Source organism: Paenibacillus sp. MMO-58 (genome assembly GCF_037146255.1).
GTDB lineage: Bacteria > Bacillota > Bacilli > Paenibacillales > Paenibacillaceae > Pristimantibacillus.
In genome coordinates this window covers 161,127-183,502 of record NZ_JBBCVY010000011.1, presented here as the reverse complement: position 1 = coordinate 183,502, position 22,376 = coordinate 161,127, and the positions used below count along the sequence as shown (strand labels likewise).

At 52.0% G+C, this 22,376-nt stretch carries 24 protein-coding genes; 8 read left to right on the top strand and 16 right to left on the bottom strand.

Annotated features, from left to right (window positions below):
- Positions 1 to 160: 160 nt before the first annotated feature.
- The 6 genes from WFJ73_RS26815 (at position 161) to WFJ73_RS26790 (ending at position 6,754) form a co-directional block, all read left to right on the top strand.
- Positions 161 to 1,051, top strand: a complete 891-nt coding sequence (locus WFJ73_RS26815; protein WP_336776004.1) for a carbohydrate ABC transporter permease — start codon at positions 161 to 163, stop codon at positions 1,049 to 1,051.
- Entirely contained in the window at positions 1,051 to 1,884 is an 834-nt protein-coding gene (locus WFJ73_RS26810) for a carbohydrate ABC transporter permease (protein WP_336776003.1), read from the top strand. The genes WFJ73_RS26815 and WFJ73_RS26810 overlap by 1 nt, the downstream gene beginning before the upstream one ends.
- Before the next feature lie 192 nt (positions 1,885 to 2,076).
- Positions 2,077 to 3,678: a sensor domain-containing diguanylate cyclase gene (locus WFJ73_RS26805; RefSeq protein WP_336776002.1), complete on the top strand. Its 1,602-nt coding sequence runs from the start codon at positions 2,077 to 2,079 to the stop codon at positions 3,676 to 3,678.
- A 142-nt stretch (positions 3,679 to 3,820) separates the two neighbouring features.
- Positions 3,821 to 4,627 (top strand): alpha/beta fold hydrolase, encoded by an 807-nt coding sequence (locus tag WFJ73_RS26800; protein ID WP_336776001.1) that lies wholly within the window; start codon positions 3,821 to 3,823, stop codon positions 4,625 to 4,627.
- A 202-nt stretch (positions 4,628 to 4,829) separates the two neighbouring features.
- Complete coding sequence (locus tag WFJ73_RS26795) at positions 4,830 to 6,050, top strand: MFS transporter (protein WP_336776000.1); 1,221 nt, start codon at positions 4,830 to 4,832, stop codon at positions 6,048 to 6,050.
- Positions 6,051 to 6,139: 89 nt separating this feature from the next.
- Positions 6,140 to 6,754 (top strand): PH domain-containing protein, encoded by a 615-nt coding sequence (locus WFJ73_RS26790; protein WP_336775999.1) that lies wholly within the window; start codon positions 6,140 to 6,142, stop codon positions 6,752 to 6,754.
- Positions 6,755 to 7,242: 488 nt separating this feature from the next.
- On the opposite strand, the gene WFJ73_RS26785 is transcribed toward WFJ73_RS26790, so the two are convergent.
- From WFJ73_RS26785 to WFJ73_RS26755, 7 genes are all read right to left on the bottom strand, one after another.
- Positions 7,243 to 8,286, bottom strand: coding sequence for a cation diffusion facilitator family transporter (locus WFJ73_RS26785; protein ID WP_336775998.1), 1,044 nt, complete (start codon positions 8,284 to 8,286; stop codon positions 7,243 to 7,245).
- 158 nt (positions 8,287 to 8,444) lie between these two features.
- A complete protein-coding gene (locus tag WFJ73_RS26780) occupies positions 8,445 to 8,576 on the bottom strand; it encodes a DUF4023 domain-containing protein (RefSeq protein ID WP_336775997.1) in 132 nt (43 codons plus the stop codon).
- Positions 8,577 to 8,650: 74 nt separating this feature from the next.
- Positions 8,651 to 9,373 carry an amino acid ABC transporter ATP-binding protein gene (locus WFJ73_RS26775; RefSeq protein WP_336776055.1) on the bottom strand — a complete coding sequence of 241 codons (723 nt, stop codon included), beginning with the start codon at positions 9,371 to 9,373 and terminating at the stop codon, positions 8,651 to 8,653.
- Between the two features lie 11 nt (positions 9,374 to 9,384).
- Entirely contained in the window at positions 9,385 to 10,041 is a 657-nt protein-coding gene (locus tag WFJ73_RS26770; protein WP_127499152.1) for an amino acid ABC transporter permease, read from the bottom strand.
- A gap of 69 nt (positions 10,042 to 10,110) precedes the next feature.
- On the bottom strand, positions 10,111 to 10,950 hold the full coding sequence (locus tag WFJ73_RS26765) for a basic amino acid ABC transporter substrate-binding protein (protein ID WP_336775996.1): 840 nt from the start codon (positions 10,948 to 10,950) through the stop codon (positions 10,111 to 10,113).
- Positions 10,951 to 11,203: 253 nt separating this feature from the next.
- On the bottom strand, positions 11,204 to 12,112 hold the full coding sequence (locus tag WFJ73_RS26760; protein ID WP_336775995.1) for an NAD(P)/FAD-dependent oxidoreductase: 909 nt from the start codon (positions 12,110 to 12,112) through the stop codon (positions 11,204 to 11,206).
- A gap of 147 nt (positions 12,113 to 12,259) precedes the next feature.
- Positions 12,260 to 12,703: an Lrp/AsnC family transcriptional regulator gene (locus WFJ73_RS26755; RefSeq protein WP_336775994.1), complete on the bottom strand. Its 444-nt coding sequence runs from the start codon at positions 12,701 to 12,703 to the stop codon at positions 12,260 to 12,262.
- Between the two features lie 149 nt (positions 12,704 to 12,852).
- Between WFJ73_RS26755 and WFJ73_RS26750 the strand changes: the two genes are divergently transcribed.
- A complete protein-coding gene (locus tag WFJ73_RS26750; protein WP_336775993.1) occupies positions 12,853 to 13,680 on the top strand; it encodes an alpha/beta fold hydrolase in 828 nt (275 codons plus the stop codon).
- A gap of 115 nt (positions 13,681 to 13,795) precedes the next feature.
- Positions 13,796 to 14,386: a DUF421 domain-containing protein gene (locus tag WFJ73_RS26745; protein WP_336775992.1), complete on the top strand. Its 591-nt coding sequence runs from the start codon at positions 13,796 to 13,798 to the stop codon at positions 14,384 to 14,386.
- Positions 14,387 to 14,448: 62 nt separating this feature from the next.
- On the opposite strand, the gene WFJ73_RS26740 is transcribed toward WFJ73_RS26745, so the two are convergent.
- From WFJ73_RS26740 to WFJ73_RS26700, 9 genes are all read right to left on the bottom strand, one after another.
- Complete coding sequence (locus tag WFJ73_RS26740) at positions 14,449 to 14,775, bottom strand: hypothetical protein (protein ID WP_336775991.1); 327 nt, start codon at positions 14,773 to 14,775, stop codon at positions 14,449 to 14,451.
- 2 nt (positions 14,776 to 14,777) lie between these two features.
- Positions 14,778 to 15,791: a DUF4179 domain-containing protein gene (locus WFJ73_RS26735; protein WP_336775990.1), complete on the bottom strand. Its 1,014-nt coding sequence runs from the start codon at positions 15,789 to 15,791 to the stop codon at positions 14,778 to 14,780.
- Positions 15,784 to 16,323, bottom strand: a complete 540-nt coding sequence (locus WFJ73_RS26730; protein ID WP_336775989.1) for a sigma-70 family RNA polymerase sigma factor — start codon at positions 16,321 to 16,323, stop codon at positions 15,784 to 15,786. Before WFJ73_RS26730 ends, WFJ73_RS26735 begins: the two co-directional genes overlap by 8 nt.
- A gap of 98 nt (positions 16,324 to 16,421) precedes the next feature.
- A complete protein-coding gene (locus WFJ73_RS26725) occupies positions 16,422 to 16,880 on the bottom strand; it encodes a hypothetical protein (protein ID WP_336775988.1) in 459 nt (152 codons plus the stop codon).
- Between the two features lie 91 nt (positions 16,881 to 16,971).
- Entirely contained in the window at positions 16,972 to 17,445 is a 474-nt protein-coding gene (locus WFJ73_RS26720; protein ID WP_336775987.1) for a GNAT family N-acetyltransferase, read from the bottom strand.
- 107 nt (positions 17,446 to 17,552) lie between these two features.
- Positions 17,553 to 18,461 carry a hypothetical protein gene (locus WFJ73_RS26715; RefSeq protein WP_336775986.1) on the bottom strand — a complete coding sequence of 303 codons (909 nt, stop codon included), beginning with the start codon at positions 18,459 to 18,461 and terminating at the stop codon, positions 17,553 to 17,555.
- A 133-nt stretch (positions 18,462 to 18,594) separates the two neighbouring features.
- Positions 18,595 to 19,938, bottom strand: coding sequence for a UDP-glucose 6-dehydrogenase TuaD (tuaD, locus tag WFJ73_RS26710; protein ID WP_336775985.1), 1,344 nt, complete (start codon positions 19,936 to 19,938; stop codon positions 18,595 to 18,597).
- 1 nt (position 19,939) lies between these two features.
- Positions 19,940 to 20,836, bottom strand: a complete 897-nt coding sequence (galU, locus tag WFJ73_RS26705; protein ID WP_336775984.1) for a UTP--glucose-1-phosphate uridylyltransferase GalU — start codon at positions 20,834 to 20,836, stop codon at positions 19,940 to 19,942.
- A complete protein-coding gene (locus tag WFJ73_RS26700) occupies positions 20,823 to 21,998 on the bottom strand; it encodes a DegT/DnrJ/EryC1/StrS family aminotransferase (protein WP_336775983.1) in 1,176 nt (391 codons plus the stop codon). Before WFJ73_RS26700 ends, galU begins: the two co-directional genes overlap by 14 nt.
- Positions 21,999 to 22,376: the final 378 nt, after the last annotated feature.

Genomic DNA, 22,376 nt, shown 5'->3' with positions numbered 1-22,376 from the left:
GTTCACCTTTTTACCCCTAACAGATTTCATATATCCATTTTGGCTGCCTTAAGGCGCAATTATAATACACAGTATATCGAATAAGGTACTGATGTATAGTCGGCTAACGACAACAAGACAGACGAGGCGACAACTGACGACATCGAGAAGAGGTGCAAATATGTTTAAGAAAATGGGGAGAAAAGTGAGCGATAAGATCGAGTTCGGGCTGTTCACGCTGCCGGTTCTCATCTGTATCGCGATCGCCTTCTACATTCCGTTCGCGATGACGATTCGCTATTCCCTGACCAAATGGAACGGGATCTCCAAGCATCCTAAATTTATCGGACTTGATAACTTCAAGCAAATTTTCCTGCATGACACGAACTTTACCCAATCGGCATGGTTCACGATTAAATACGCGGTTCTGTATATCGTACTGGTGAACGTGCTTGCTATCTTGCTCGCGCTGGTACTCGATATGAAGCTTAAATCGACAACTTGGCTGCGTGCGGCGTTCTTCATCCCGTACATCCTGAGCCTTGTAATCGTAGGCTTCATCTGGAAATTCATCTTCATGCAAGGCTTCGAATCGCTTGGCGCAAGCACAGGCTGGGGCATCTTCAAGCTCAGTTGGCTGGGTGAACCGGGGCTTGCGTTTATCTCTATCCTGCTCGTATCCATCTGGCAGTCGGTCGGCTTCTACCTCGTTATCTATATCGCAGGTTTGCAATCCGTTCCGGATGATCTGAAGGAAGCAGCTACCGTAGACGGAGCCGGCCCAATCCGCCGCTTCTTCAACATTACATTGCCGCTGCTTGCGCCTTCCATTACGATCTCGGTCTTTATGGCGCTGACGAACTCGATCAAAGTATTCGACGTTATTCTGTCGCTGACCGGCGGCGGTCCTGGCGGCACGACTTACAGTATCGCTTATGACATCTACCGCGATACGTTCCAGAACAACCTGTACGGCTATGGTACGGCCAAAGCGCTGATCCTGTTCGTTGCCGTTCTTATCGTAACTATTGTTCAATTGACGATCTTCAAACGCAGGGAGGTTGAGGCATAATGAACCGTCAATCCAAAGCCGGACGCATCATTCTTGAAATTGTTATGGTGCTGTTCTCTCTGTTGTTCCTATATCCGCTGTTCCTTGCCATTAACAACTCCTTCAAGAGCTTTGGCGAGGTAATGACCGACGTTATTGCCCTGCCGCACAAGCTGGCGTTCGGCAACTACTCGCATGTATGGTCCTTTATCAACTATCCGAAGCTGTTCTTGAACAACTTCGTCATTACCGGCGTAGGTCTGATCGGGATCGTATTCGTCTCCTCGATTGCAGCCTATAAGCTGGCGCGTACCAAATCGAGATGGAGCGGATTATTGTATCTGCTGTGCATTATGCCTATGCTTATCCCGTTCCAATCGATCATGCTTACCGTTCTTCAACTGTCGAAGGATCTTCATATTACCGAGAGCACTTGGGGACTTGGCCTTCTGTACTGGGGCTTCGGCGCACCGCTGGCCGTGTTCATCTACCATGGTTTCGTAAAAGGGATCCCGAAAGAAATCGACGAAAGCGCAACGATCGACGGCGCTTCCGGCTTCCGACTCTTCTTCAGCGTCATTTTCCCGCTGCTGAAATCGGTAACGACAACTATCATTATCATCGACGTAATGTGGATGTGGAACGACTTCCTGCTGCCGCTCCTTATGGTTAACGGCTCGCCGGATACGAAGACCCTGACGCTTGCGGCTTACACCTTCGTTGGCCAATATACGTCGGACTGGCAATACGCAATGACCGCTATGGTGATGGCCGTTCTGCCTTCGATCGTCGTATTTATCTTCCTGCAAAAATATATCGTTAAAGGCGTTGTAGCCGGCGCCGTTAAAGGTTAATGATGTTAATGCCCATCTGATCCTTCGCATCCCTGCATGCGGCGGGCCGGGTGGGCATTTTTTACGTCTATCGCCAGTTAAAGTTGGCGATTCGACAGAATCGCTCTTTTTTAGAACGATTATCGTAACTTTCGACAAAAAGTGATACACTATCGATTAGTAAGAATTGGGAAGGAGCATTGCCTACCATTTATGATCTACAAGATCCGGCCGCGCAAAGGTTTTAAGCTGTCCTCTATCATTTCATTTGTCGTTATTCTGTCTGTTCTGATTACAATCTTCATCAGCACCATTATTGGCTATAATACCGAGCGGAAATCGCTCTTCAATAATACAATCGAGCTGAACAGCATTGCTGCGCTGAACTTAAGCAAAACAACGCAGTCGCTTGTTATCTCCATGCAGAAAAGTCTCGAGGTAACCGCGAATTACTTCTCTGATACCGAGCTGAACGATGAGAATGTCTTGTCCCAACTGGATTTCTTCATGGGGACAAGCCCTTACTTCAACTCGCTGACGATTGTGAACAAGAACGGCGTTATTGTCTCTACCTCGCCCAATAACCTGAATCTGATAGGCAGCAAGCCAACCTCGGAAGCGACGACGGAATCGCTCCGGCTGAAGAAGCCGTATATTTCGAAGCCGTTCCATGCCATAACAAACCGCTTGATCGTTATGGTAAGCTCGCCGATCTTCGACCGTAACGGCAATTACAAAGGTTTTGTCGGCGGGTCGATCTACCTGCAGCAGGCGAATATTTTCCGCGATATTCTTGGCGTTCAAGCGAGCACCACTAGCGGCTCCTACTTCTATGTGGTAGACTCCTCCGGCTACCTGATTTATCATCCGGACAAAGACCGCATCTCGGACAATGTGAGCAGCAATCCGGTTGTTCAGAAGCTGATGAAGGGAATGACCGGCGCACAGCGCGTCATTAACTCGCAGGGCCAGAATTTCCTCGCGGGCTTTGCGCCGGTTCCGGCCGCGGGCTGGGGGATCGTCTCGCAAACCCCGCAGGATCATATTACGAATATCTCGGAAAATGTCATCCAGGAGATGATGAAATTCTCGGCGCCGTTCGTGCTGCTGCTCGTCATCCTCTCCTTCTGGCTCTCCCGCAAGCTGGCCCATCCGCTTAACCGGCTGGCTACGTACGCCTCCCGCCTCTCCGGCGGAGACGAGAAGCTGAAGCCGTTGCAGGCGGATGTCAGCTGGAATTATGAGGCGAACCAGCTTGTCGATACGGTAGCCGTGGCTTTCAACAAGCTGCGCGCGCAGAAGGAAGAATTGCATGCCGAAGCGAATACCGATGCGCTCACCGGCCTGACGAACCGCCGGACCATGGGCGCGATCACAACCCTATGGAAGCAGCAGGGCACGCCCTTCTCGGTCATTATTATGGACCTCGACCATTTCAAGAACGTCAATGACCGGCATGGCCATCAGATGGGCGATGAGGTACTGAAGTTTGTGGCAAGCATTATGGTAAGCGAGAAAGGGCCGGACGATTACTGCTGCCGGTTCGGCGGCGAGGAGTTTACGATGCTGCTGCCTCATGCCACCGAGGCTGAGGCCGTTCAGGTGGCGGAACGCATCCGGCTGCGGATCGAGCAGTCCGTTACGCCAATTGGCGAATCGGTGACGATGTCGCTTGGGGTTGCGACCTTCCCCGATGCAGCGGAGGAGGTCGTCGAGCTGTTCAAATACGCCGACCAGGCGCTCTATCAGGCCAAGCGCGACGGCCGCAACCGCACGGTTGCCCACAGCAGCCTGATGATTATGGCGCGAATCTAAGCTCAGGCTGTCCACCTTCAGGTGGGCAGCTTTTTTGTTCGCTTGCCCGGTAACCTTCGCTGCATTGGCCCGCATTCTTCTAACGTTGCACCCTTCCTCATACCTTAACTACAACTAACTTTAAGAGAAGGAGACGGAAGCCTTGAATTATTATATTGATGTTGAGCCGGGCGTTAGTCTGTACGTGGAGGACACTGGCGTGGGGCAGCCGATCCTGTTCGTGCACGGCTATCCGCTGGATCACCGTATGTATGAGTACCAGATCAACGAGCTGCCCAAGTACGGCTACCGCTGCATCCGGATGGATCTCAGGGGCTTTGGCAAATCGGATTCCCCGTGGGAAAGCTACAGCCTGGACCGAATGGCCGATGACGTGCGCTGCATTATCGATACGCTTGGCTTCAAAGAGCTTACCCTTGCCGCGTTCTCGATGGGCGGTGCGGTAGCCGTCCGCTACATGGGGCGGCATGCCGGGCATGGAGTCAGCAAGCTGCTCCTGTTCGCCGCAGCCGCCCCTTATATTACGAAGCAGCCCGGCTTCCCGCAGGGCATGCCGCCCGAAGGACTGGATGCTCTCATCGGTCTCGCGTACCGCGACCGCCCGCTTATGCTGCAGGAATTCGGCAAGCTGTTCTTCCATAACGAACCGTCGCCGGCTTTCCGGCAATGGTTAGACTCCGTGCAGCTAGACCAGTCGCCTCGGGCTATTATCGCCTGCGGATATACGTTAAGGGATGAGAATGTGAAGGCCGATCTGGCACGGATCAAGGTGCCGACGTACATTTTCCACGGGGTGTATGACCGGATTTGTCCGTTCGAGCTGGCCATTATAATGAAGGAAACCATCCCGAACTCCATCCTGCTCCGTTTCGATAACAGCGGGCACGCGATTTTTTACGAGGAGCTGGACCTGTTCAATGCCTGCCTGCTGGAGGCTTTGCGGTATTAATTTTATATCGTTAATTAAGCTTCCGCCTGTTTTAATCCGGAGGCTTTTTCCTTTGGAACAAGCGCCATATTTAATGAGGTTAACGAAGCTGCCGCAAGGACAAAAGTATTGTTTTTCCCTCCGAACATGGAGATTCTGTAAAAATAGGTTTACAATAAAAGAAAAAAACGTACTCTGACGTACTCTTTAGGATGTGACTGACATGACCCAGCCTTACTCGTGGAAACGCAATTTGATCGTTTTATGGATTGGTGTTTTCTTTTGCAGCACGGCCTATTCGGTATCTATTCCGTTCATTCCTCTGTTCCTGCACAATGATCTCGGAGTGAATAGCCATCTGGAAATGTGGTCGGGATTCGCGTTCGGCATTACGTTTCTGGCCAGTGCGCTTATCGCGCCTTATTGGGGATCTCTAGCTGACAAATATGGCCGCAAGCCGATGCTCATTCGTTCGGGCTTCAGCTTAGCGGCACTTTATTTCATTACTTTCTTTATCCATGATCCTTATGTGTTCCTGGTGCTGCGGGTGTTCCAAGGCCTGCTTGCCGGCTATGTGCCAGCCGCTATCGCCCTTGTCGCAACGAATACGCCCGAGGAAAAATCCGGATATGCCCTTGGCATCATGGCTACCTCCGGCGCAACGGGCGGCATTATGGGACCGCTTATTGGCGGTACGGTCAGCCATTATATCGGGAACCGGGAATCTTTTGTTTTCTCCGGCTGTATCGTGCTTGTGGCTGCGCTTATCGCAACCTTCTTCGCCACGGAACATAAATTCAACCGCTCCGGCGTGCGCTCCTCCGTCTTGGACGACCTGAAGCATGCCTCGCATAATAAAGCTTTTCTGACGCTCCTTGGCATGTCCGGACTTGCGATGTTCTCGGTTATGATTCTAGAGCCGCTGCTTACCGTCTATGTACTGCAGTTAGGCACGAATGAACAGGATGCTTCGCTCCAATCCGGGATTGTGTTCTCGGCAGTCGGGATTGCGACCTTAATCGCCGCCCCGCAGTGGGGGAAATTCGGTTCAAAAATCGGCTTCTCCAAGGTGCTCTTTATCGGCCTGCTTGGCGGAGGGATCGGCAACTGCCTGCAGTTCTTCGTCGGGCATATTGCCGAGTTCGGAATTCTGCGCTTCGTATACGGCCTGTTCTTCGCCGGGGTGACCCCGGCTATTAACGCGATGATCGTGAAGTCGACGGAGACAAGCTTCCGCGGACGGGCCTTCAGCTTGAACCAGTCGGCTACCCAGTTCGCCACCATGCTTGGACCTGTTATCGGGGGCGTGCTAGGCGGCATTATCGCGATTAAATGGGTGTTTATTATTAACGGCGTTATGCTGATGATTGCCGCCATTCTGGTAAAGAGACAGCATATGGAGGAAAAAATGGCCGCTTCCAAAGCAGCCGCCGAGCAGTCCTAAGCTACGTTAAGGATAATCTAAAATATTCACCCATCCCGCATATATAATGGTAGAGTGATTGAATCTGCCTATGGAGAGGAATGGTAAGATTGTTCGGAAAAGTAGCTGCCGACATACTCGGCCTCAGCGATATCGGGTCGGTAATCCGGCCGGAGAATTATGATAAGGTGGATTCTGATGATTACGTCATGCACGAAGACGGCGAAAAGATTTATTTTCTGATCAAATCGAAAACCGATGAGTATTGCTTCACGAACTTTGCCCTTATTCATCTGGACGGCACCAGCGCGGTCAGCAAGAAACGGATGCTGCACCGTTACCCGTACGCCACGAATAAGATCAGCAACGTAGCGCTGGAGACAGCCGGCACCGTCGATCTGGACGTTGAGATCAAATTCGCGATTGGCTCCGTACCGTTCTCCATCGACGTGAATAAGAAACATATCGAGCAAGTGAAGGACTTGTATAAATCGCTGTTCAAAATATCCGAGATCCACCACGAGAACGAAATCAGCCTCAGCTTTGCCCGCCAAAGCCTCGAGCTGGCGTCCTCGACGTTAAGCCATGCGCATAAAGGCGACTACGATGTAGCGGAAACGTTCGACAAGCTGAACAAATCCGCATTCAACTGGCTCGAGGGCGCGCAAAAGCAGTACAAAGTCAAAGACTTCGGCGCCATCTTCGATCGTTATATCAATTTATAATGCTAAAAATAAAACGCCGCCCCATGAAGGGCGGCGTTCTTGCGTTTGGCGGGGCGTGTTCTTGCTTGAATGTTACTCTCCGGCAGAACAGAGCGTTGGTCAGGTCAAACGGCTATGCTGCTAGGAAAGGAAGCTCACCGTATATAAATCGCTATTCCTCTCCAGCCGTTACCGGCTTGCTGAAAATACATTGCACAATCTGCAGTATATATGCACATTTGCAGGCCGATAGAGGAGTTACGCTGCACAGAATGCAGGATATTGCGTCAATTCGAGCCGATTGGGGCTATAAATCATTAATATGATGCATTCCGTGCAGTATAGTTCAGGTTACTGGGCCAATGTTCATCTTTATCCTGCATTTCATGCAACGTGGGCGAACGGCGGTGCTTCCATTCTTCATAGTGCAGCTTGAAAGTTCAAGCAACAACTGCTCCTAGCCGCCGCACATGGCTCGCATCGCTAACCGCTGCACCTTGGAGCTGCCGCTAAACCCGCAGCTCCAAATGCCGGATGCGCGAGCTCTCCACTTGAATCGTGGAGTGCTGGATGCCATACCGCTCCTCGATCAGCCCAATCGCCGCTTGCAGCACGCCCTGGCAGTCCGTTCCGTCCGCCACCTGCAAGTGGCAGCTCAAGGAGTCCAGGCCGGAAGTAATCGTCCAAATATGAAGGTCATGCACATCAACGACGCCTTCGATCTCCCCAAGCGCCGCGCGAACCTCCTTCTCGTCCACATTCACCGGAGTGCCCTCCATCAGAATGTGAACGGTATGCTTCAGCACGCTCCAGGCGCTTTTTACAATCAGCAGGGCAACAACCATCGAAATAATCGGATCGGCAATATTCCAATCGAACAGGTAGATCAGAAGCCCCGCGAGCACCGCCCCCACCGAGCCAAGCGCATCGCCCAGCACATGAAGGTAAGCGCTTCGGACGTTCAGGTTGTTATGGACATCCCCTTTGCGAAGCAGAGCCCAGGCGCTGGCGAGGTTGGCAAGTAGGCCAATCGCCGCAATCAGCATCATCGAGCCGCTGGCTACAGTCGGCGGATCGAATAATCGGCCGATCGCTTCCCAAATAATAAAGACGGAGATAACGACAAGCGTAATGCCGTTAAATAAAGCCGCCAAAATTTCAAATCGGTGAAAACCAAACGTACGAACCGCCGAAGCCGGACGCGCCGCGAACCATACGGCCACGAGGCTGAGCACCAAGGCGCTCACGTCGCTCAGCATATGCCCCGAATCGGACAACAGCGCAAGGCTGTTGGTCACCAGTCCCCCGACAAACTCCAATACCATAATGCCTGCGGTAATAATTAACGCAATAAATAATCCGGTCTTGTTGCCCGACATATCAAAATGATGATGATGCCCGTGATGCCCATGGTCATGACCATGATGCCCGTGACTATGACCATGGCTATGGCCATGGTCATGTCCCCCGCTGCAGCTATCCGCGTGCTCCTTACCGGAATACGAATGCTTATGCTCCCCTTCTTGATCGTTATGGTTAAGTTCATGACTCATAAGACTGGCACCTCACTTTATATATATGAACAACTATTCATATGTTTATGATGCCGTAACCGCATTCTTTTGTCAATCCATGGATAAGCATTTCAGCTTCGTTTCGCACAAACCGCCCGGTCTCGGAGTGACCGATGCGGGCGGAATCGTTCGTTGGACTAAGGATTGTTCGTATGCTGCACATTTTGCAGCTTTTGGGACGCCTTGCCTTTGCCATAATGAACCTTGTTTTTCTTCTGCTTGGCTTGCGTGGCATGAACCTTTGCCACAAATTCGCTAGTCGATTCCATGTTCGAATCCCCTCCTTTGCCATTAAGTAGGGTATCCGCGGAGAATTCACCTTATGCGCTCCGTGGTTCGACTGTTACAGCACCTTGGATAAAAAAGCTTTCGTCCGCTCCTGCCGCGGCTCGTCAAACAGCTGCTGCGGCGTCCCTTCTTCCACAATCATGCCCTGTTCCATGAACAGCACCCGATGCCCGACCTCACGTGCAAAGCCCATCTCATGCGTAACGATGACCATCGTCATCCCTTCCGCCGCTAGCTCCTTCATAACGGCGAGCACCTCGCCGACCATCTCCGGATCAAGCGCCGAAGTAGGCTCGTCGAACAGCATAATGCGCGGTTCCATCGCCAGCGCCCTTGCAATCGCAACCCGTTGTGCCTGGCCGCCGGACAACGAGGCGGGGAACTGTCCCGCTTTCTCGCTAAGACCCACCTTGCCAAGCAGCGACAGCGCAAGCTTCTCTGCATGAGCCGGCTCCTGCTTGCGCACCTGCACGGGAGCGAGCGTAATATTGCGCAGCACGTTCAGATGAGGGAACAGATTAAACTGCTGGAACACCATCCCCATACGCGAGCGGATCTCCGTAATGGCTGATCCGGCATCAAGCAAGGAACGGTTCTCAATCCGGATCTCGCCGCCCTCCGGCCTCTCCAGTCCATTCAGGCAGCGGAGCAGCGTGGACTTCCCCGAGCCGGAAGGACCGATAACAACAACAACCTCTCCTGGCGCTACCCGCACGGACACATCCTTCAGGACGGCATTCGCTCCAAAAGACTTATGGACTCCCGTTACTTCAATAATCGGTCCCGCCGTCATCCCGCCACCCCTTTCTTCTCCATCCAGCCCAGCAGTTTGCTGAGCGAGTAGGTCAGAATCAGATAAATAAAGGCGGCCGCCAGATAAGGCTCCCACACGCGCAAATATTGACCGCGCATCACATTGCTCCAGTACATTAATTCCGGTGCGGCAATCAGGGCAACCAGCGAGGAATCCTTGATCAGGACGACAAATTCATTGCCAAAGGCCGGAATCATCCGCCTCACCGCCTGCGGCAGAATAATAAATCGCATCGTCTGCCCGCTTGTCATCCCTAGCGATTGCGCCGCTTCGGTCTGGCCTTTATCAATCGACTGGATGCCCGCCCGGTAAATCTCCGCCGTATAGGCGGCCGAGTTCAAGGCAAGCGCGGTAATCGCGGCAACAATGGCATCGGTATGTCCAATACAAGCGGGCACAAGCCCAAAATGCACGATCAGGATCTGCACATATAACGGCGTACCTCGAAAAAAATGAATATAACCGCTCGTCGGCCAGCTGAGATACCACCTGGACGACATTTTGCCGAAGCTGACGGCCAGCCCCAGAATGGAGCCCAGCACAATCGCCAGCGCGGAGATCCCAATCGTCAGCGCTGCCCCTTTGAGCAATAACGGAATATAGTCGACGATAATATCGAATCGAAAATGCATGCGCTCGTCCTCCCCCAGGTAAGAAAAAAGCATGCGCAACTTGATCCCATTACGCATGCCTTATGCTGCTTACTTCGCGTTTAGCACATTGTCGACGTTCGGCTCTTCCCCGAACCATTTCTTATAAATCTCCGTATACTTGCCGTTCTCGAGCACCGCCTTGATCGCCGGATCCAGCTTCGCCTTCAGCTCGCTGCCTGTCGGAAGCAAAATGCCGTAAAACTCCGAACCAAAGCTCGCCGTATCCATAATCGCCTTCAGCTTGCGCTCCGGATTGTTCTTCATATATTCTCGGACAATCGCGATATCGGCCACAACGGCATCCACCCCGCCCGAATCAAGCTCGAGCATCGCTACCGCATTGCTGTCGAACCGCTTCAGATCGGAATTGTCGTTGCCCATAATGCCTGACATCAACGTATCCGCCGTCGTGGAGCCCTGAACCGCCACCTTCTTGTCTTTCAGGTCGGCCGCACTTGCGACCGTGCTGTCTTCCTTCACCATAATCATATTGGTAGATTCAAAGTAAGGAATGGAGTAGTCATACGACTCTTCCCTCTCCGGCGTTATGGATACGCTCGATATCCCCGCATCGTAGCTTTTGCCGGATTGCACCTCCGTCAGCATGGCGTCCCAGCCGGTATTCGTGATGGTATACTTCAGTCCCGCTTCGTCCATAACCGCCTTCAGAAAATCAACGTCAAAGCCCGTAATCTTATCCTTATCCATAAATTCCATTGGCGCATAAGCCGCGTCGGTCGCGAACTTGTACACCTTCCCGCTGGCACTGCCGCTTGGCTTATCGCCGCTGCTTGCCGTATTGCTGCCGTTTTCCTTGTTAGCCCCGCATGCTGCCATCGTCATGATGAGAATTCCTGCTGCCAGAAGTACCGATAATCGCTTCCCCATGGTCCATTCCACCTCTCTCAACATTGGCCTAGCACAAATTGAGCTGCGCGTGCAATCTATCAATCAGCTAGCAATTCATCAAGATTTTAGCAGGTAAGAACGGTTCTGCGCAATGCTATATGTGAGTTTTTATAACATCAAGGTGAAACGGCTTCACGATCCTTGGCAGGAGGGCGCGTTTCATTCCGGAGAATTCTAAGCCATATTATAAAATACAACTTATAAATCCTTAGAATTTTAAATAACATTGCGCTTAAAAGTCCATATGGGTCAACGCGGTATTCACGCTCATCGCCGCTTTGCTCCCTCCGGCAGCCGCAACAATAAGCTGGGCGGGCGAGATTGTCGCTGCATCGCCGGCCGAGTAGACATGCTCTACCGTTGTTTTTCCGTAATCATCTATCGCCAGACCGCCGCTTTCATTTAATCTGCAGCCTAATTTCTCGGCAATACGGATCGGGAGATACCAATCAGAGGTTACAAAACCTCCCGTACGCGCCACTTCCGTCCCGTCGGCAAAGACGATTTTTTGCAGACGGCCGCTTTTTCCCCTCAGAGAAGCGATTGGCTGCTCGAAGATCCGCACACCCCGGCTCAGTAGCTTCGCACGTTGCTTCGGCTCAAACGTTCCGACCCCATTGGTGCACACAATCAGATCTTTGCTCCAGTTGTACACTGTGGAAGCCATCGAGAAGCGATGGGACTCATTCTCTGATATCACGGCTAGAGGCTGGTCTCTTAGCTCCCATCCGTCGCAGTAAGGACAACTGAACAAGGACGATCCGTAATAATCGGCGACACCCGTTATGTCCGGAAGCTTCTCCTTGAGTCCAAGCGCCAGAATAATCGTCCGTGCCTGATACACCTGACCGGTACTTGCCTGCACGAGAAACAGGGCGTGCCCCCGCTTCACCATATCCACGGCCTTGTTCCGAACCACTTGAACGGAAGGATATTTGCTTATATCTAGATGCGCGGCCCGCCGGAACTCATCGGGCTTCACGCCATCCCTTGTAATAAATCCATGCGATTCACGGGTCACCGCATTTCGCGGCTTGTTATCATCAAACAGCACAACGTGCCGCCTTGCCCTTCCCAGTACAAGCGCCGCATTAAGACCAGCCGGTCCGCCTCCGATTATGGCGCAGTCATACAGCTTCATCTGCTATCACTCCTTAAAAACCTGTATCCCTACCCGCTATTCGTTCAGTATGGCATCTTTGCGCAAAAACAAAACGTTTATCAAAGAACAAAAAAAACGCGATACTTATGAAGTCTTGCTTCACTAAGTACGCGGTTTGTTCGGGATTTATGCTTGGTTAGGGAGAAATGCGGGAAAAAGTTTATCCTCGAATCGGGTGGAGAGTACGACCAGAGTTGAAGAAAATCCGAAGGTATGGCATTTCTCAAGGAAGCTCTCCAAAGTCTCGCTTGTTTCCGTCACGACCTTCAATAAATAATTGTACTCCCCGCTCGTTCGGTAGAAATCCACAATCTCGGGCGCAGCCTCGCTAAAAGCCTCGAATTCTTTGCAGTTATTCGACTTAAACAATACAAACGCCGTTGTATACTTACCAAGCTTGGATAAAGACAGTTCTGCCCGGTAGCCCGTAATGACCCCCTGCTCCTCGAGCTTTCGAAGTCTCTCGGTGACGGCCGGCTGCGACATAGCGATGATGCGGCTCATCTCCGAAATCGTAATCCTGGCGTTATCATGAAGGATCGACAGTATTTTATGATCAATTTGGTCCATGGATGAGATCACCTCTTATTTAAAGGTTTGGGACAGCTATTAACGTAATAATTAAGTTTTCGGGCGTCAAACGCCTTAATCCTCTCATGTAAATTGTAAGCCCATTCCAATAAACTGTCACTAACAACCAATTAGGGAGATGGAAGACGATGACAATGATCTTTAATGAAACAAATAGAACGAATGGATTAAGCTTTTTCACTACGGGAGATAGTGTTCGGATTGCTTATCGAATGGATGGAACAGCCGGCAAGCCGGTACTGATGCTCGCTAACTCCATTGCGACTTCCATGAAGATGTGGGACGGACAGATCGCCCGGTTTAAGGAGCACTTCCGCGTGCTGCGCTATGACTACCGCGGTCACGGCGACTCGGATACTCCAGCCGGACCTTATTCCATGGACCGAATGGGCAGGGATGTCATCGAGCTGCTCGACTCGCTTCAGATCGGCCGCGTCCATTTTCTAGGACTGTCACTTGGCGGTGTCGTCGGGCAATGGCTTGGCATTCACGCTCACGAACGAATCAGCCGGCTGATCTTGAGCAATACCTCGTCCTACCTGGGACCCGCAGAGCAATGGAATGGCTTGATAACATCCGTCCTGCAAGCGGAGAACTTGAATGGCTTCGCGGATATGTTTATCAACAATTGGTTTCCTTCGCCTATGATCGAGTCGGAGAGCGAGATTGTCGCAGCTTTTCACCAGATGGTCCTCACTACACGCGCAGAAGGTATCGGAGGCAGCTGGGCTGCAATCCGCGACATGGATCTGCGCCGGACCGCTGCTCTTATCGGCAGCCCGACTTTAGTCATCGCGGGCCAGCATGATACGGTAACGCTCCCAAGCCACGGCGAATTACTCGCCGAAACGGTGCCAGGTGCAAGGCTTCTTATGCTGCCTGCCATCCACCTCCCCAACGTAGAGTATCCTGATGCGTTTGAGAACGCTGTACTCGACTTTTTGCTATCGGAGTAAGGAGTAAGGCTGCCGTTTTTACGTCAGCCTTATTTGTCATTTCTTTCCTGATACTTAAAAGCCCCAATGCAGATACTTACTTATACAGGATTAACTGACTATCAGGAGGACTCGCATGTTATACATTTTAGGTCTGGCCCTTTTATTTGCTGCCGTCAGTATCCTTCTTCTTCGTCTGGCCGGACGAAAATCGATTTCTCAAATGACCATGCCCCAGCTGGGAATATTGCTAACCGTAGGTGCAATTATGGGCTCGGAGGTAAGCGGCAAAGGAGCTTTAAAGACGATTGTGGCAGCCGCAGTGTTTATTGCCGTTCTTGTAGGGGTTGAATGGCTGACAACCAAATCGAATACTGCCGAACGCCTGTTAAAGGGAGTTGCCATTCCCGTTATCGAGAATGGTGAAATGAAGATAGAAAATCTGAGGAAGCTGCGCATATCCGTAGATGATCTGGAGAAACGACTGCGCATGATCGGAGTCTCCGCTTTCCAAGATGTAAAATCCGCGACAATCGAAGTTAATGGCGAGCTTGGTTATGAACTCTTTCCTCATGCAAAGCCGGTAACGATAAGAGACCTCGAAACGCTATTGAAATCCTATTTCCCGCTAGCCAATGCATCCCACACCGTAACTTCCGACAGCCGCAATATATTCTCTGAAGTCCGTGAGCCCCATAAGAGTGAAGTTCCTACTCAGCTTCAGTAGAAGAAAAAGCGGATCTTTTCGAACAAGTAAGGACTGCCTATGAACGGCAGCCCTTACTTGGTCTATTTGATTTTAAGATCAATGTCCCCATGAATCCGGGTCGGGTAATCTTGAATGAAGAGCGTAAGCGGGCTTTGGTAGTTTTCCTTCGGAATGTAGAATCGGTACTCATCGCCGGATGATCCCGTTCTATCCGAATCGAAGAATTGGCCGGAGGCATCTTTGTACGACATCTTAAATAAGCTATACGCTCTGGCCTGATCCAGCGGATCCTCATTTTTCAGTCCGAAAACAATCCAATCTTGCCCTTGTTCATCACTCGCGCCAACATCTTTTATAGTAAGCAAGCTGTCCGGCCCGGCAAGCAGTTGTTTGCGATTGAGGTCCACCTTCACCTCCAGCTTATCTTTATCCAGTGCCCGAATACTGCTCGCCCGAGATAGAGATGCTCGGGCTTACGGAAGTAATTGCTCTGGAAGTAGAGTATTTGACTGTTCTCGCTTATATTCGAGCCGGTTACGCCATTTGAAATGGTGCCGAAGGTTTCTCCTTTCTCATCCTCAAGCCTAAGATCATCGAAGTAAAACAGCTTCTTCGTATTAGCCGCATCGTAAGCTACTTCAAGTTCAATTCTAGTCGGATGCACGGTCATTTTCCCAAAAGTAATCTGTTGCCCCTCAACCCTAACGGTCTGATTGATTTCATAAGTTTCCTTCATCCCCTCAAATTTTGCTTTATCTACAGGGATGCTGAAATTCCACTCCGTATTCTTTGTAGCTGTCTCGGTAACCTTATTGATTCCAAGCTTCAAATTCAGTGTATCCGGGAATTCTCCCGCATCATTAGGATAAAAGTCTATCGTTCCCTGTATGTTCTTCCAGTCATCATTAACTGCAGAGAATCCATGCGAGATGGAGATGTCCTTATTATTCGGCAATGCTACTTTTTGAAGATTAACAACACTCTTCTGCCCATCCACATTCTCTAGCGTATAGAACACAATGATCCTCGATTCGTCGGCGATAATACCGTCAATCGTCATCTTTATGCCATCCTGCACATTCGATAAACCTATGGGCTGCATAAAGTCATTATTAATCGCTAGTTCAAGGCCTTTATCATAATGAATGAGCTCGACTAGCGGCTTGAGCCCAGGTATCTCCCCCACATAAGCGGCTACTTCAGGAGAGAAGCGGACGGAAGCAACCGATACGACAAGCAAGAGACAAGCGGTATAAGCAGCCACTCTGGAAAACACTCTGCGTCTTCTGCGTTGCCGGCCGGCCCTTATGCCGCTCCATATTTTCGCGTCAATTTCGGACGGAATAGGAATGTCCTCCATATACTCCTTCATCGCTTCCAGCTCAGGAAGCTCGCGTGCTTGTTCATCCCGATACTCATCCATTCGGCTCCCCCTCCTTCCCCAACCGTTGCCGCAACCCGCCTAGCGCTTTATGCAGCCAGGTTTTTATCGTGCCTTCCGGCTTCTGCAGCGTTCTTGCAATCTCCGTAATGGTAAGGTCATGATAATACTTCAGCTGAATCACTTTCTGATAGTTCGCATCCAGCTGCTCCACCGCCGACTCGAGCATAACCCGCTCCAGCAGGGCCGACTCGCCGCTTGTTGCGTGCGGATCAAGCGCAGCGGCAGCTGCTTGCTGTCCGTCCGCTCTTCGTGCCTTCCGCTTCGCTTCGTCCGCGCAATAATTCATCAGAATCCGGATCAGCCAGCTGCCGAAAAACTCCGGCTCCTTCAGCTTGTGAATCTGCATATAGGCGCGGCAGGTCGCTTCCTGCACGGCCTCAAGGGCATCGGTTTCGTTTTTCAAATACGAATAAGCAATCCGGTACATTTTTTCTTTGTGCTGCGTTATGAGACTATAAAAGGCAGCATCGTCGCCACGTTTCGCTGCGGCTACCAGTAATTCGTTTCCCACACGCTTCCTCCCCTGCCATTTTGCATATCTATTTATTAGACTCCCGGGAGGAGCAAACGGTTTTAGCAAAAATAAAATAAGCAGACGAATTCGCCTGCTTAATCAACCAGCTTCATAAAGGACTGTACATGTTTCTTTAGTTGCTCGAGTTCTTCACTGGACAGCTGGTCTCCCCGGAAGTTCTCGGCATCTTCGTCGGGGATCAGAATCGTTGACGGCTCATGAAGCTCTTCCGTTCGATGAAATCCATCCTTCGTATCAAGTACGTTCGACTTATAGCCCTGTTCATGGGTAATGACTGTTTTTATGTATTTGCCTCCCGTATCATAGAAGTCTTCAACGGACTTCAGCTCTACCTTCGTATAATTCTTGTCTTGCTTTGACGTAATGATCGAATTCACTTTCTTAAATCCCGCTGGTTCATACATCCCTTCCGCATTCTGTTCCATGACCTCAATTCCGAAAGCTTCAACATGCTGAACCTCTTCAGCCTGGGTGCAAGCGCTCAGCAAGAGAATGAAAAGCGAACAAATACATATCGATAAGAACCTGCCCATTAATCCCACCTCCTGATCTTACTAACGAATCGTAACATCCAGAAGTTTCTAATTATATAGGGAAAATGGTTCAAGTTTCCGGGTACGCGGATTATTCCAAACCTTTAATATACCAGGCGTCGCATGCAAAATGCTCCGATCCGGCAAGCGGCGCAGACTGCGACTCGAAGCCATGCTTGGCGTAGAAGCGGTTAGCGGCATGCATATTTTGCAGCGTTTCGAGATAGCACTGTTTATAATGAAGCCGGGCAAAAGCTAACGCCGTATCGAGCAGCTTTACCGCCATGCCTGTACCGCGTACCGCCGGGAAAAGATACATTTTCTGCAGCTCGCATACTTCCTCCGAGTCAGCAAACGGCGCAATTCCGCAGCCGCCAACAACCTCTCCATCCTGCTCGATAACCCAATAGGCCCGGCCTTCGCGATTATAATAGTCGGACAGACGGCTCAGGCTCTCGTCAGCCCATGCCAGCCCTTCCCGATTGCCTCCGAATTCGATCAGACATTCTCTGATTACGCGTTCAATTGCTGCGTTGTCTTTCTCCTGAAGCTCTCTGATAATCATGATGATAACCTCCGTTTCCGTACCTATTATAATCCGAAAATAGAACAGAGAAAAACCGCGCAACAGAGAGTATCTCCATTACGCGGTTCTTCTAGTTCAGCAAAAAATTATTTGCCTACGATTGCATTAAGCTGTGCACGGCCTGCGACGATCTCTTGTTGATAACGATCTTGCATCGGTTCAAGGATCGAAGGCTCGCCGCCAAGAGCAACGATTTGCGCTGCGGCATTATCCATGATCACTTTGTACTGACTTGTGCAGCTGTTGAATGCAGCCGTACCTGTTTTGTACAGTTCCGTTTTTTCATGCGTCGACGTTAACGTCGTGAACTCCACAGCAATATCCGTCAGGCCGGCTTGGCACTGGTTGCGCAGCTGGAACAGCTTCGCGGAAGTGTCATTGTACACCTGTTGGATTTGTTTCTCGTTATTGCCGTTGTTGCCGTTGTTGCCGTTGTTGCCGTTGTTGCCGTTGTTGCCGTTGTTGCCGTTGTTGCCGTTGTTGCCGTTGTTGCCGTTGTTGCCGTTGTTGCCGTTGTTGCCATTATTGCCATTACCGTTGTTGCCGTGGTTGCCGTTGTTGCCATTATTGCCATTGCCATTGCCATTACCGTTGTTGCCGTGGTTGCCGTTGCCATTACCGTTGTTGCCGTTGTTGCCATTGCCATTACCGTTGTTGCCGTTGTTGCCATTGCCGTTACCGTTGTTGCCGTTGTTGCCATTGCCGTTACCGTTGTTGCCGTTGTTGCCTTTGCCATTATTGTCTTTGCCGTTCTGAATGCTCTCTACAGCCTTTTGCACTTCCTGCGCAAAATTCTGAATCACCTTCTGAATGAACGTATTGGCAAGCGGCTGGAACGTCGATTGCGAGAAAAAGCTCGACAATGACGATCCCGTTGTAACGGCAGCTGTTGTTGTTTTGGATGCGGCTGCTGCGCTCGACGCGTTAACGATAAGCGCCGGCACAAGCAATGCCGTAGCAGCCAGCGTTATCAGCGCCCGGAATTTCTTTTTCATACCTTCCTCCTCCTGCATTTCCTGCAATTTCGTTTTATAAGGTAAATCCGCACTTCACATCCGCCCGGCCGAAGCGGACCTTCTTTCAAGTGCTCACCCCCTTTCGAGATCAGGATTTGCAGTCGCTTGCCTCCTACAAATTCACGGATTTGCGTTCCGCCTCAAGGCGATTCACCGGACGACGTCCTACCGAGTAGTAGACAAAACCGTGCTGCTCCATGACCTTCGGATCAAAGCTGTTGCGTCCGTCAATCATGATTGGCTGCTTCATCCGGTCTCGGACTTGTGCCAGATCCATCGTCAGCACTTCATTCCATTCGGTCAAAATCACACAGGCGTCGCAGCCTGCTGCCGCAAGCTCCGCCGACTCCAGATAAGCGACCTCCGCAGGCAGCTGTTTCTTAGCCGCTTCGGCTGCAATCGGATCAAACGCGCGAACAACCGCGCCTTGCTTCAGCAGCTCCGGAATAATGCTTAAGGACGGCGCTTCGCGCATGTCGTCCGTGTTAGGCTTGAATGCCAGGCCCAGCACGGCAATCTGCTTGCCCGCAAGTCCGCCAAGCGTCTCGCGAAGCTTGTCCATGACGACAAAGCGCTGGCGATGGTTTGTTTTGATAACCGATTTCAGCAGTTCGAAATCATACCCCGACTTGTCCGCGATATGCGCTAAGGCATAAGTGTCTTTCGGGAAGCAGGAGCCGCCGTAGCCGATGCCGGCCTGGAGGAACTTTTCGCCAATCCGGCTGTCCATGCCCATGCCTTTGGCTACGTCTTCCACGTCGGCGCCGACTTTTTCGCAGATGTTGGCGATGGCGTTGATGAACGAAATTTTCGTTGCGAGGAACGTGTTCGCCGCGTATTTGATCATCTCCGCGCTTTCCAGATCCGTCTTGAAGATCCGCGTGTTAAAAGGCGCATGCAGCTGCGCGATCTGCTCCGCCGCCTCCGCGTTGTCCGAGCCGATAATGGCGCGGTCCATGTTCATGCAGTCCGACAGCGCCGTACCTTCACGGAGGAACTCCGGATTGGACACGACGTCAAAGCTTGTCCAAGGGTATTTCTTATTCGCCTGAACAACCTCGCGCACGAGCTCGCCTGTGCCAACGGGCACGGTGCTTTTGTTCACGATGATTTTGTGGCCGTTCAGATGCTCGCCGATTTTCTTCGCCGCCGACATCACGTAACGCATATCCGCTTCGCCCGTTTCCGACATCGGCGTGCCAACCGCGATATAGACGATGTCCGAAGCTTCGATCGCTTCGCCTACTTCGGTTGTGAAGAGTAGGCGGCCTTCGCTCTTGTTGCGAAGCGCCATTTCTTCGAGACCCGGCTCATAGATCGGAATGACGCCGCTATTGAGCAGATCGATTTTGCGCTGATCGACGTCGCAGCAGATAACCCGGTTGCCTACCTCGGCAAAGCAAGTACCCGAAACAAGACCGACATAACCCGTACCGATTACTGTAATTTTCCGCATGTTAGTTCGCCGCCTTCGTAATAAAATGCTTCTCGTACACTTGCTGCAGGTAGCCCAGCACATCCTTCTGCAGATCGTCACGCTGCAGCGCGAAGTCGAGTTGCGCTTTGATAAAACCAAACTTGTCGCCTACGTCGTAACGGACGCCTTCAAAGTTGTAAGCAAGCACGTTGCGCTGGTCGTTCAGCTTCTTGATCGCATCGGTCAGCTGAATTTCGTCGCCCGCGCCCGGGGATTGATGCTCGAGAATATCGAAAATCTCCGGCGACAGCACGTAACGGCCCATAATCGCGTAGTTGGAAGGAGCAGCTTTTTTCGAAGGCTTCTCCACCAGACCGTCCAGGAAAAAGACCGACGGCTCGATCGACGATCCGCGAGGCGCGATAATGCCGTATTTGGATACATCCTCGTCGGCTACGCGCTGCACGCCAACAACCGAGGACTGATAGCGGTCATAGACACGGATCAGCTGGCTGAGGCAAGGGTCCTCGGACTGTACGATGTCGTCGCCAAGCAGTACGGCAAACGGCTCGTTGCCCACAAAGCTGCGTGCGCACCAGATCGCGTGGCCAAGGCCTTTAGGCTCTTTTTGACGGGTGTAGTGAATGTTCGCCATATCGGAGATACCGCGGATTTGCTCAAGCTCCTTCGTCTTGCCTTTCTTGGCAAGCATGTCCTCAAGCTCGTACGACTTGTCAAAATGGTCCTCAATCGCCCGCTTGCCGCGGCCGCTGATGATCAGAATGTCTTCGATGCCGGAAGCAATCGCTTCTTCAATAATGTATTGGATAGTCGGCTTGTCCACGATCGGCAGCATTTCCTTCGGCTGAGCTTTTGTTGCAGGCAGGAATCGGGTGCCGAGACCGGCAGCTGGAATTATCGCTTTACGCACTTTCATGAGACATCCTCCTCGATTTCATTTGAATGGTTTGCTTGATGCAGGTGATCACGCGGTCTTGCTCTTCCCACGTGAGACTGGAGCCTGACGGCAGGCAGATGCCTTGCTCGAACAGCGTGTCGGATACGCTGCTGCCCGGCTCATGCGGGAAGTAAGGATAATATTGCAAAAGCGGCTGGCGGTGCATCGGCTTCCATACCGGGCGCGCTTCGATATTGGCTTCGGTGAGCCGTTCCAGCAGATCGGCCGGCGTGCAGCCGGTAATAATCGGATCGATCGTCATCGTCGTCAGCCAGCGGGTAGCGTAGCCATATTCCGCTTCCGGCATCATGTTGATGCCTTCGATGTCGGCAAAAGCCCGCTTGTACCGGTCGAACACCGCGCGCCTGGCAGCTACCCGGTCGTCGAGCAGCTCCAGTTGTCCGCGGCCTATACCCGCGAGCACGTTGCTCAAACGGTAGTTGTAGCCAAGCTCGGCATGCTCGTAATGCGGCTGCGGCTCGCGAGCTTGCGTCGCCCAGAAGCGCGCCTTCGACAGCGCCGCGGTATCGTCGGAGACCAGCATGCCACCGCCGGAGGTGGTAATGATTTTGTTGCCGTTAAAGGAGTAGATCCCGAATTTGCCATGGGTACCGCTGGATTGGCCTTTGTACGTGGTGCCTAGGGATTCGGCGGCGTCTTCAATGACCGGCACGCGGTATTTGGCGCAGATCTCATTGATAGCGTCCATGTCGGCGTTTTGCCCGTACAGGTGGACAACGATAACCGCTCTTGGCAGCTGCCTGTTGCGATGCGCTTCCTCGAAAGCGCGTTCGAGCGCCTGCGGCGACATCGTCCAGGTCTCGGCGTCGCAGTCGATGAAGACCGGCACGCCGCCTTCGTACAGCACCGGATTCACGCTTGCGATAAACGTAAGCGAGGAGACGAAAACGCGGTCGCCGCGTCCAACTCCCAGCAGCTTAAGCGCCATATGGATGGCCGCGGTGCCGGAGGACAGCGCAACTGCCCCCTTCGCTCCTACCTTCTCGGCCAGCTCTCGTTCGAACTGGTCGACATTGGGACCAAGCGGCGCGATCCAGTTCGTGCGGAAGGCTAGCTCTACGTATTCGCGCTCCCGCGTTCCCAAATGCGGCGGGGATAAATAGATTCGACTGTTGTTCACGTCGCGATCAGCTCCTCTTGTGCTGCCCGCCTCTGTCAGGGCGGGCTATGTGGTGCGCGCGGCGAGCGTTGGCAACGCCGCGCGCTTGGTTTTGGTTTGCCGCGCCGCCAGCAGCGAGGCTGCGGCGCGGGTTTTGCCTTGTTGTAAGCGGCCTTTGGCGCTTACAGGGTCTGGTTTGCCGCGGCAGCGAGGGCCGTAAGCTCCAAAAGGAGCTTACGAGGACCCGGCGCTGCGCGCTTGATGGTGGTGAAAGGCGGTTTCCAGCCTTTCGGCGACCGAATTCCCCCGCAGCGATACATGAAAGGCTGTTTTTGACCTTTCAGCGGAACCACTGCAGAAGCCGGCCTTGTAAGGGGGGGCCGCCTTACACGCGTGACC

Excerpts from the sequence above, each read along its gene's own strand:
- WFJ73_RS26815 (WP_336776004.1), top strand. The coding sequence starts at position 161 with ATGTTTAAGAAAATGGGGAGAAAAGTGAGCGATAAGATCGAGTTCGGG.
- WFJ73_RS26810 (WP_336776003.1), top strand. The coding sequence starts at position 1,051 with ATGAACCGTCAATCCAAAGCCGGACGCATCATTCTTGAAATTGTTATG.
- WFJ73_RS26805 (WP_336776002.1), top strand. The coding sequence starts at position 2,077 with ATGATCTACAAGATCCGGCCGCGCAAAGGTTTTAAGCTGTCCTCTATC.
- WFJ73_RS26795 (WP_336776000.1), top strand. The coding sequence starts at position 4,830 with ATGACCCAGCCTTACTCGTGGAAACGCAATTTGATCGTTTTATGGATT.
- WFJ73_RS26785 (WP_336775998.1), bottom strand. The coding sequence starts at position 8,286 with ATGAGTCATGAACTTAACCATAACGATCAAGAAGGGGAGCATAAGCAT.
- WFJ73_RS26780 (WP_336775997.1), bottom strand. The coding sequence starts at position 8,576 with ATGGAATCGACTAGCGAATTTGTGGCAAAGGTTCATGCCACGCAAGCC.
- WFJ73_RS26770 (WP_127499152.1), bottom strand. The coding sequence starts at position 10,041 with ATGCATTTTCGATTCGATATTATCGTCGACTATATTCCGTTATTGCTC.
- WFJ73_RS26765 (WP_336775996.1), bottom strand. The coding sequence starts at position 10,950 with ATGGGGAAGCGATTATCGGTACTTCTGGCAGCAGGAATTCTCATCATG.
- WFJ73_RS26760 (WP_336775995.1), bottom strand. The coding sequence starts at position 12,112 with ATGAAGCTGTATGACTGCGCCATAATCGGAGGCGGACCGGCTGGTCTT.
- WFJ73_RS26755 (WP_336775994.1), bottom strand. The coding sequence starts at position 12,703 with ATGGACCAAATTGATCATAAAATACTGTCGATCCTTCATGATAACGCC.
- WFJ73_RS26750 (WP_336775993.1), top strand. The coding sequence starts at position 12,853 with ATGACAATGATCTTTAATGAAACAAATAGAACGAATGGATTAAGCTTT.
- WFJ73_RS26745 (WP_336775992.1), top strand. The coding sequence starts at position 13,796 with ATGTTATACATTTTAGGTCTGGCCCTTTTATTTGCTGCCGTCAGTATC.
- WFJ73_RS26735 (WP_336775990.1), bottom strand. The coding sequence starts at position 15,791 with ATGGATGAGTATCGGGATGAACAAGCACGCGAGCTTCCTGAGCTGGAA.
- WFJ73_RS26725 (WP_336775988.1), bottom strand. The coding sequence starts at position 16,880 with ATGGGCAGGTTCTTATCGATATGTATTTGTTCGCTTTTCATTCTCTTG.
- WFJ73_RS26720 (WP_336775987.1), bottom strand. The coding sequence starts at position 17,445 with ATGATTATCAGAGAGCTTCAGGAGAAAGACAACGCAGCAATTGAACGC.
- WFJ73_RS26715 (WP_336775986.1), bottom strand. The coding sequence starts at position 18,461 with ATGAAAAAGAAATTCCGGGCGCTGATAACGCTGGCTGCTACGGCATTG.
- tuaD (WP_336775985.1), bottom strand. The coding sequence starts at position 19,938 with ATGCGGAAAATTACAGTAATCGGTACGGGTTATGTCGGTCTTGTTTCG.
- galU (WP_336775984.1), bottom strand. The coding sequence starts at position 20,836 with ATGAAAGTGCGTAAAGCGATAATTCCAGCTGCCGGTCTCGGCACCCGA.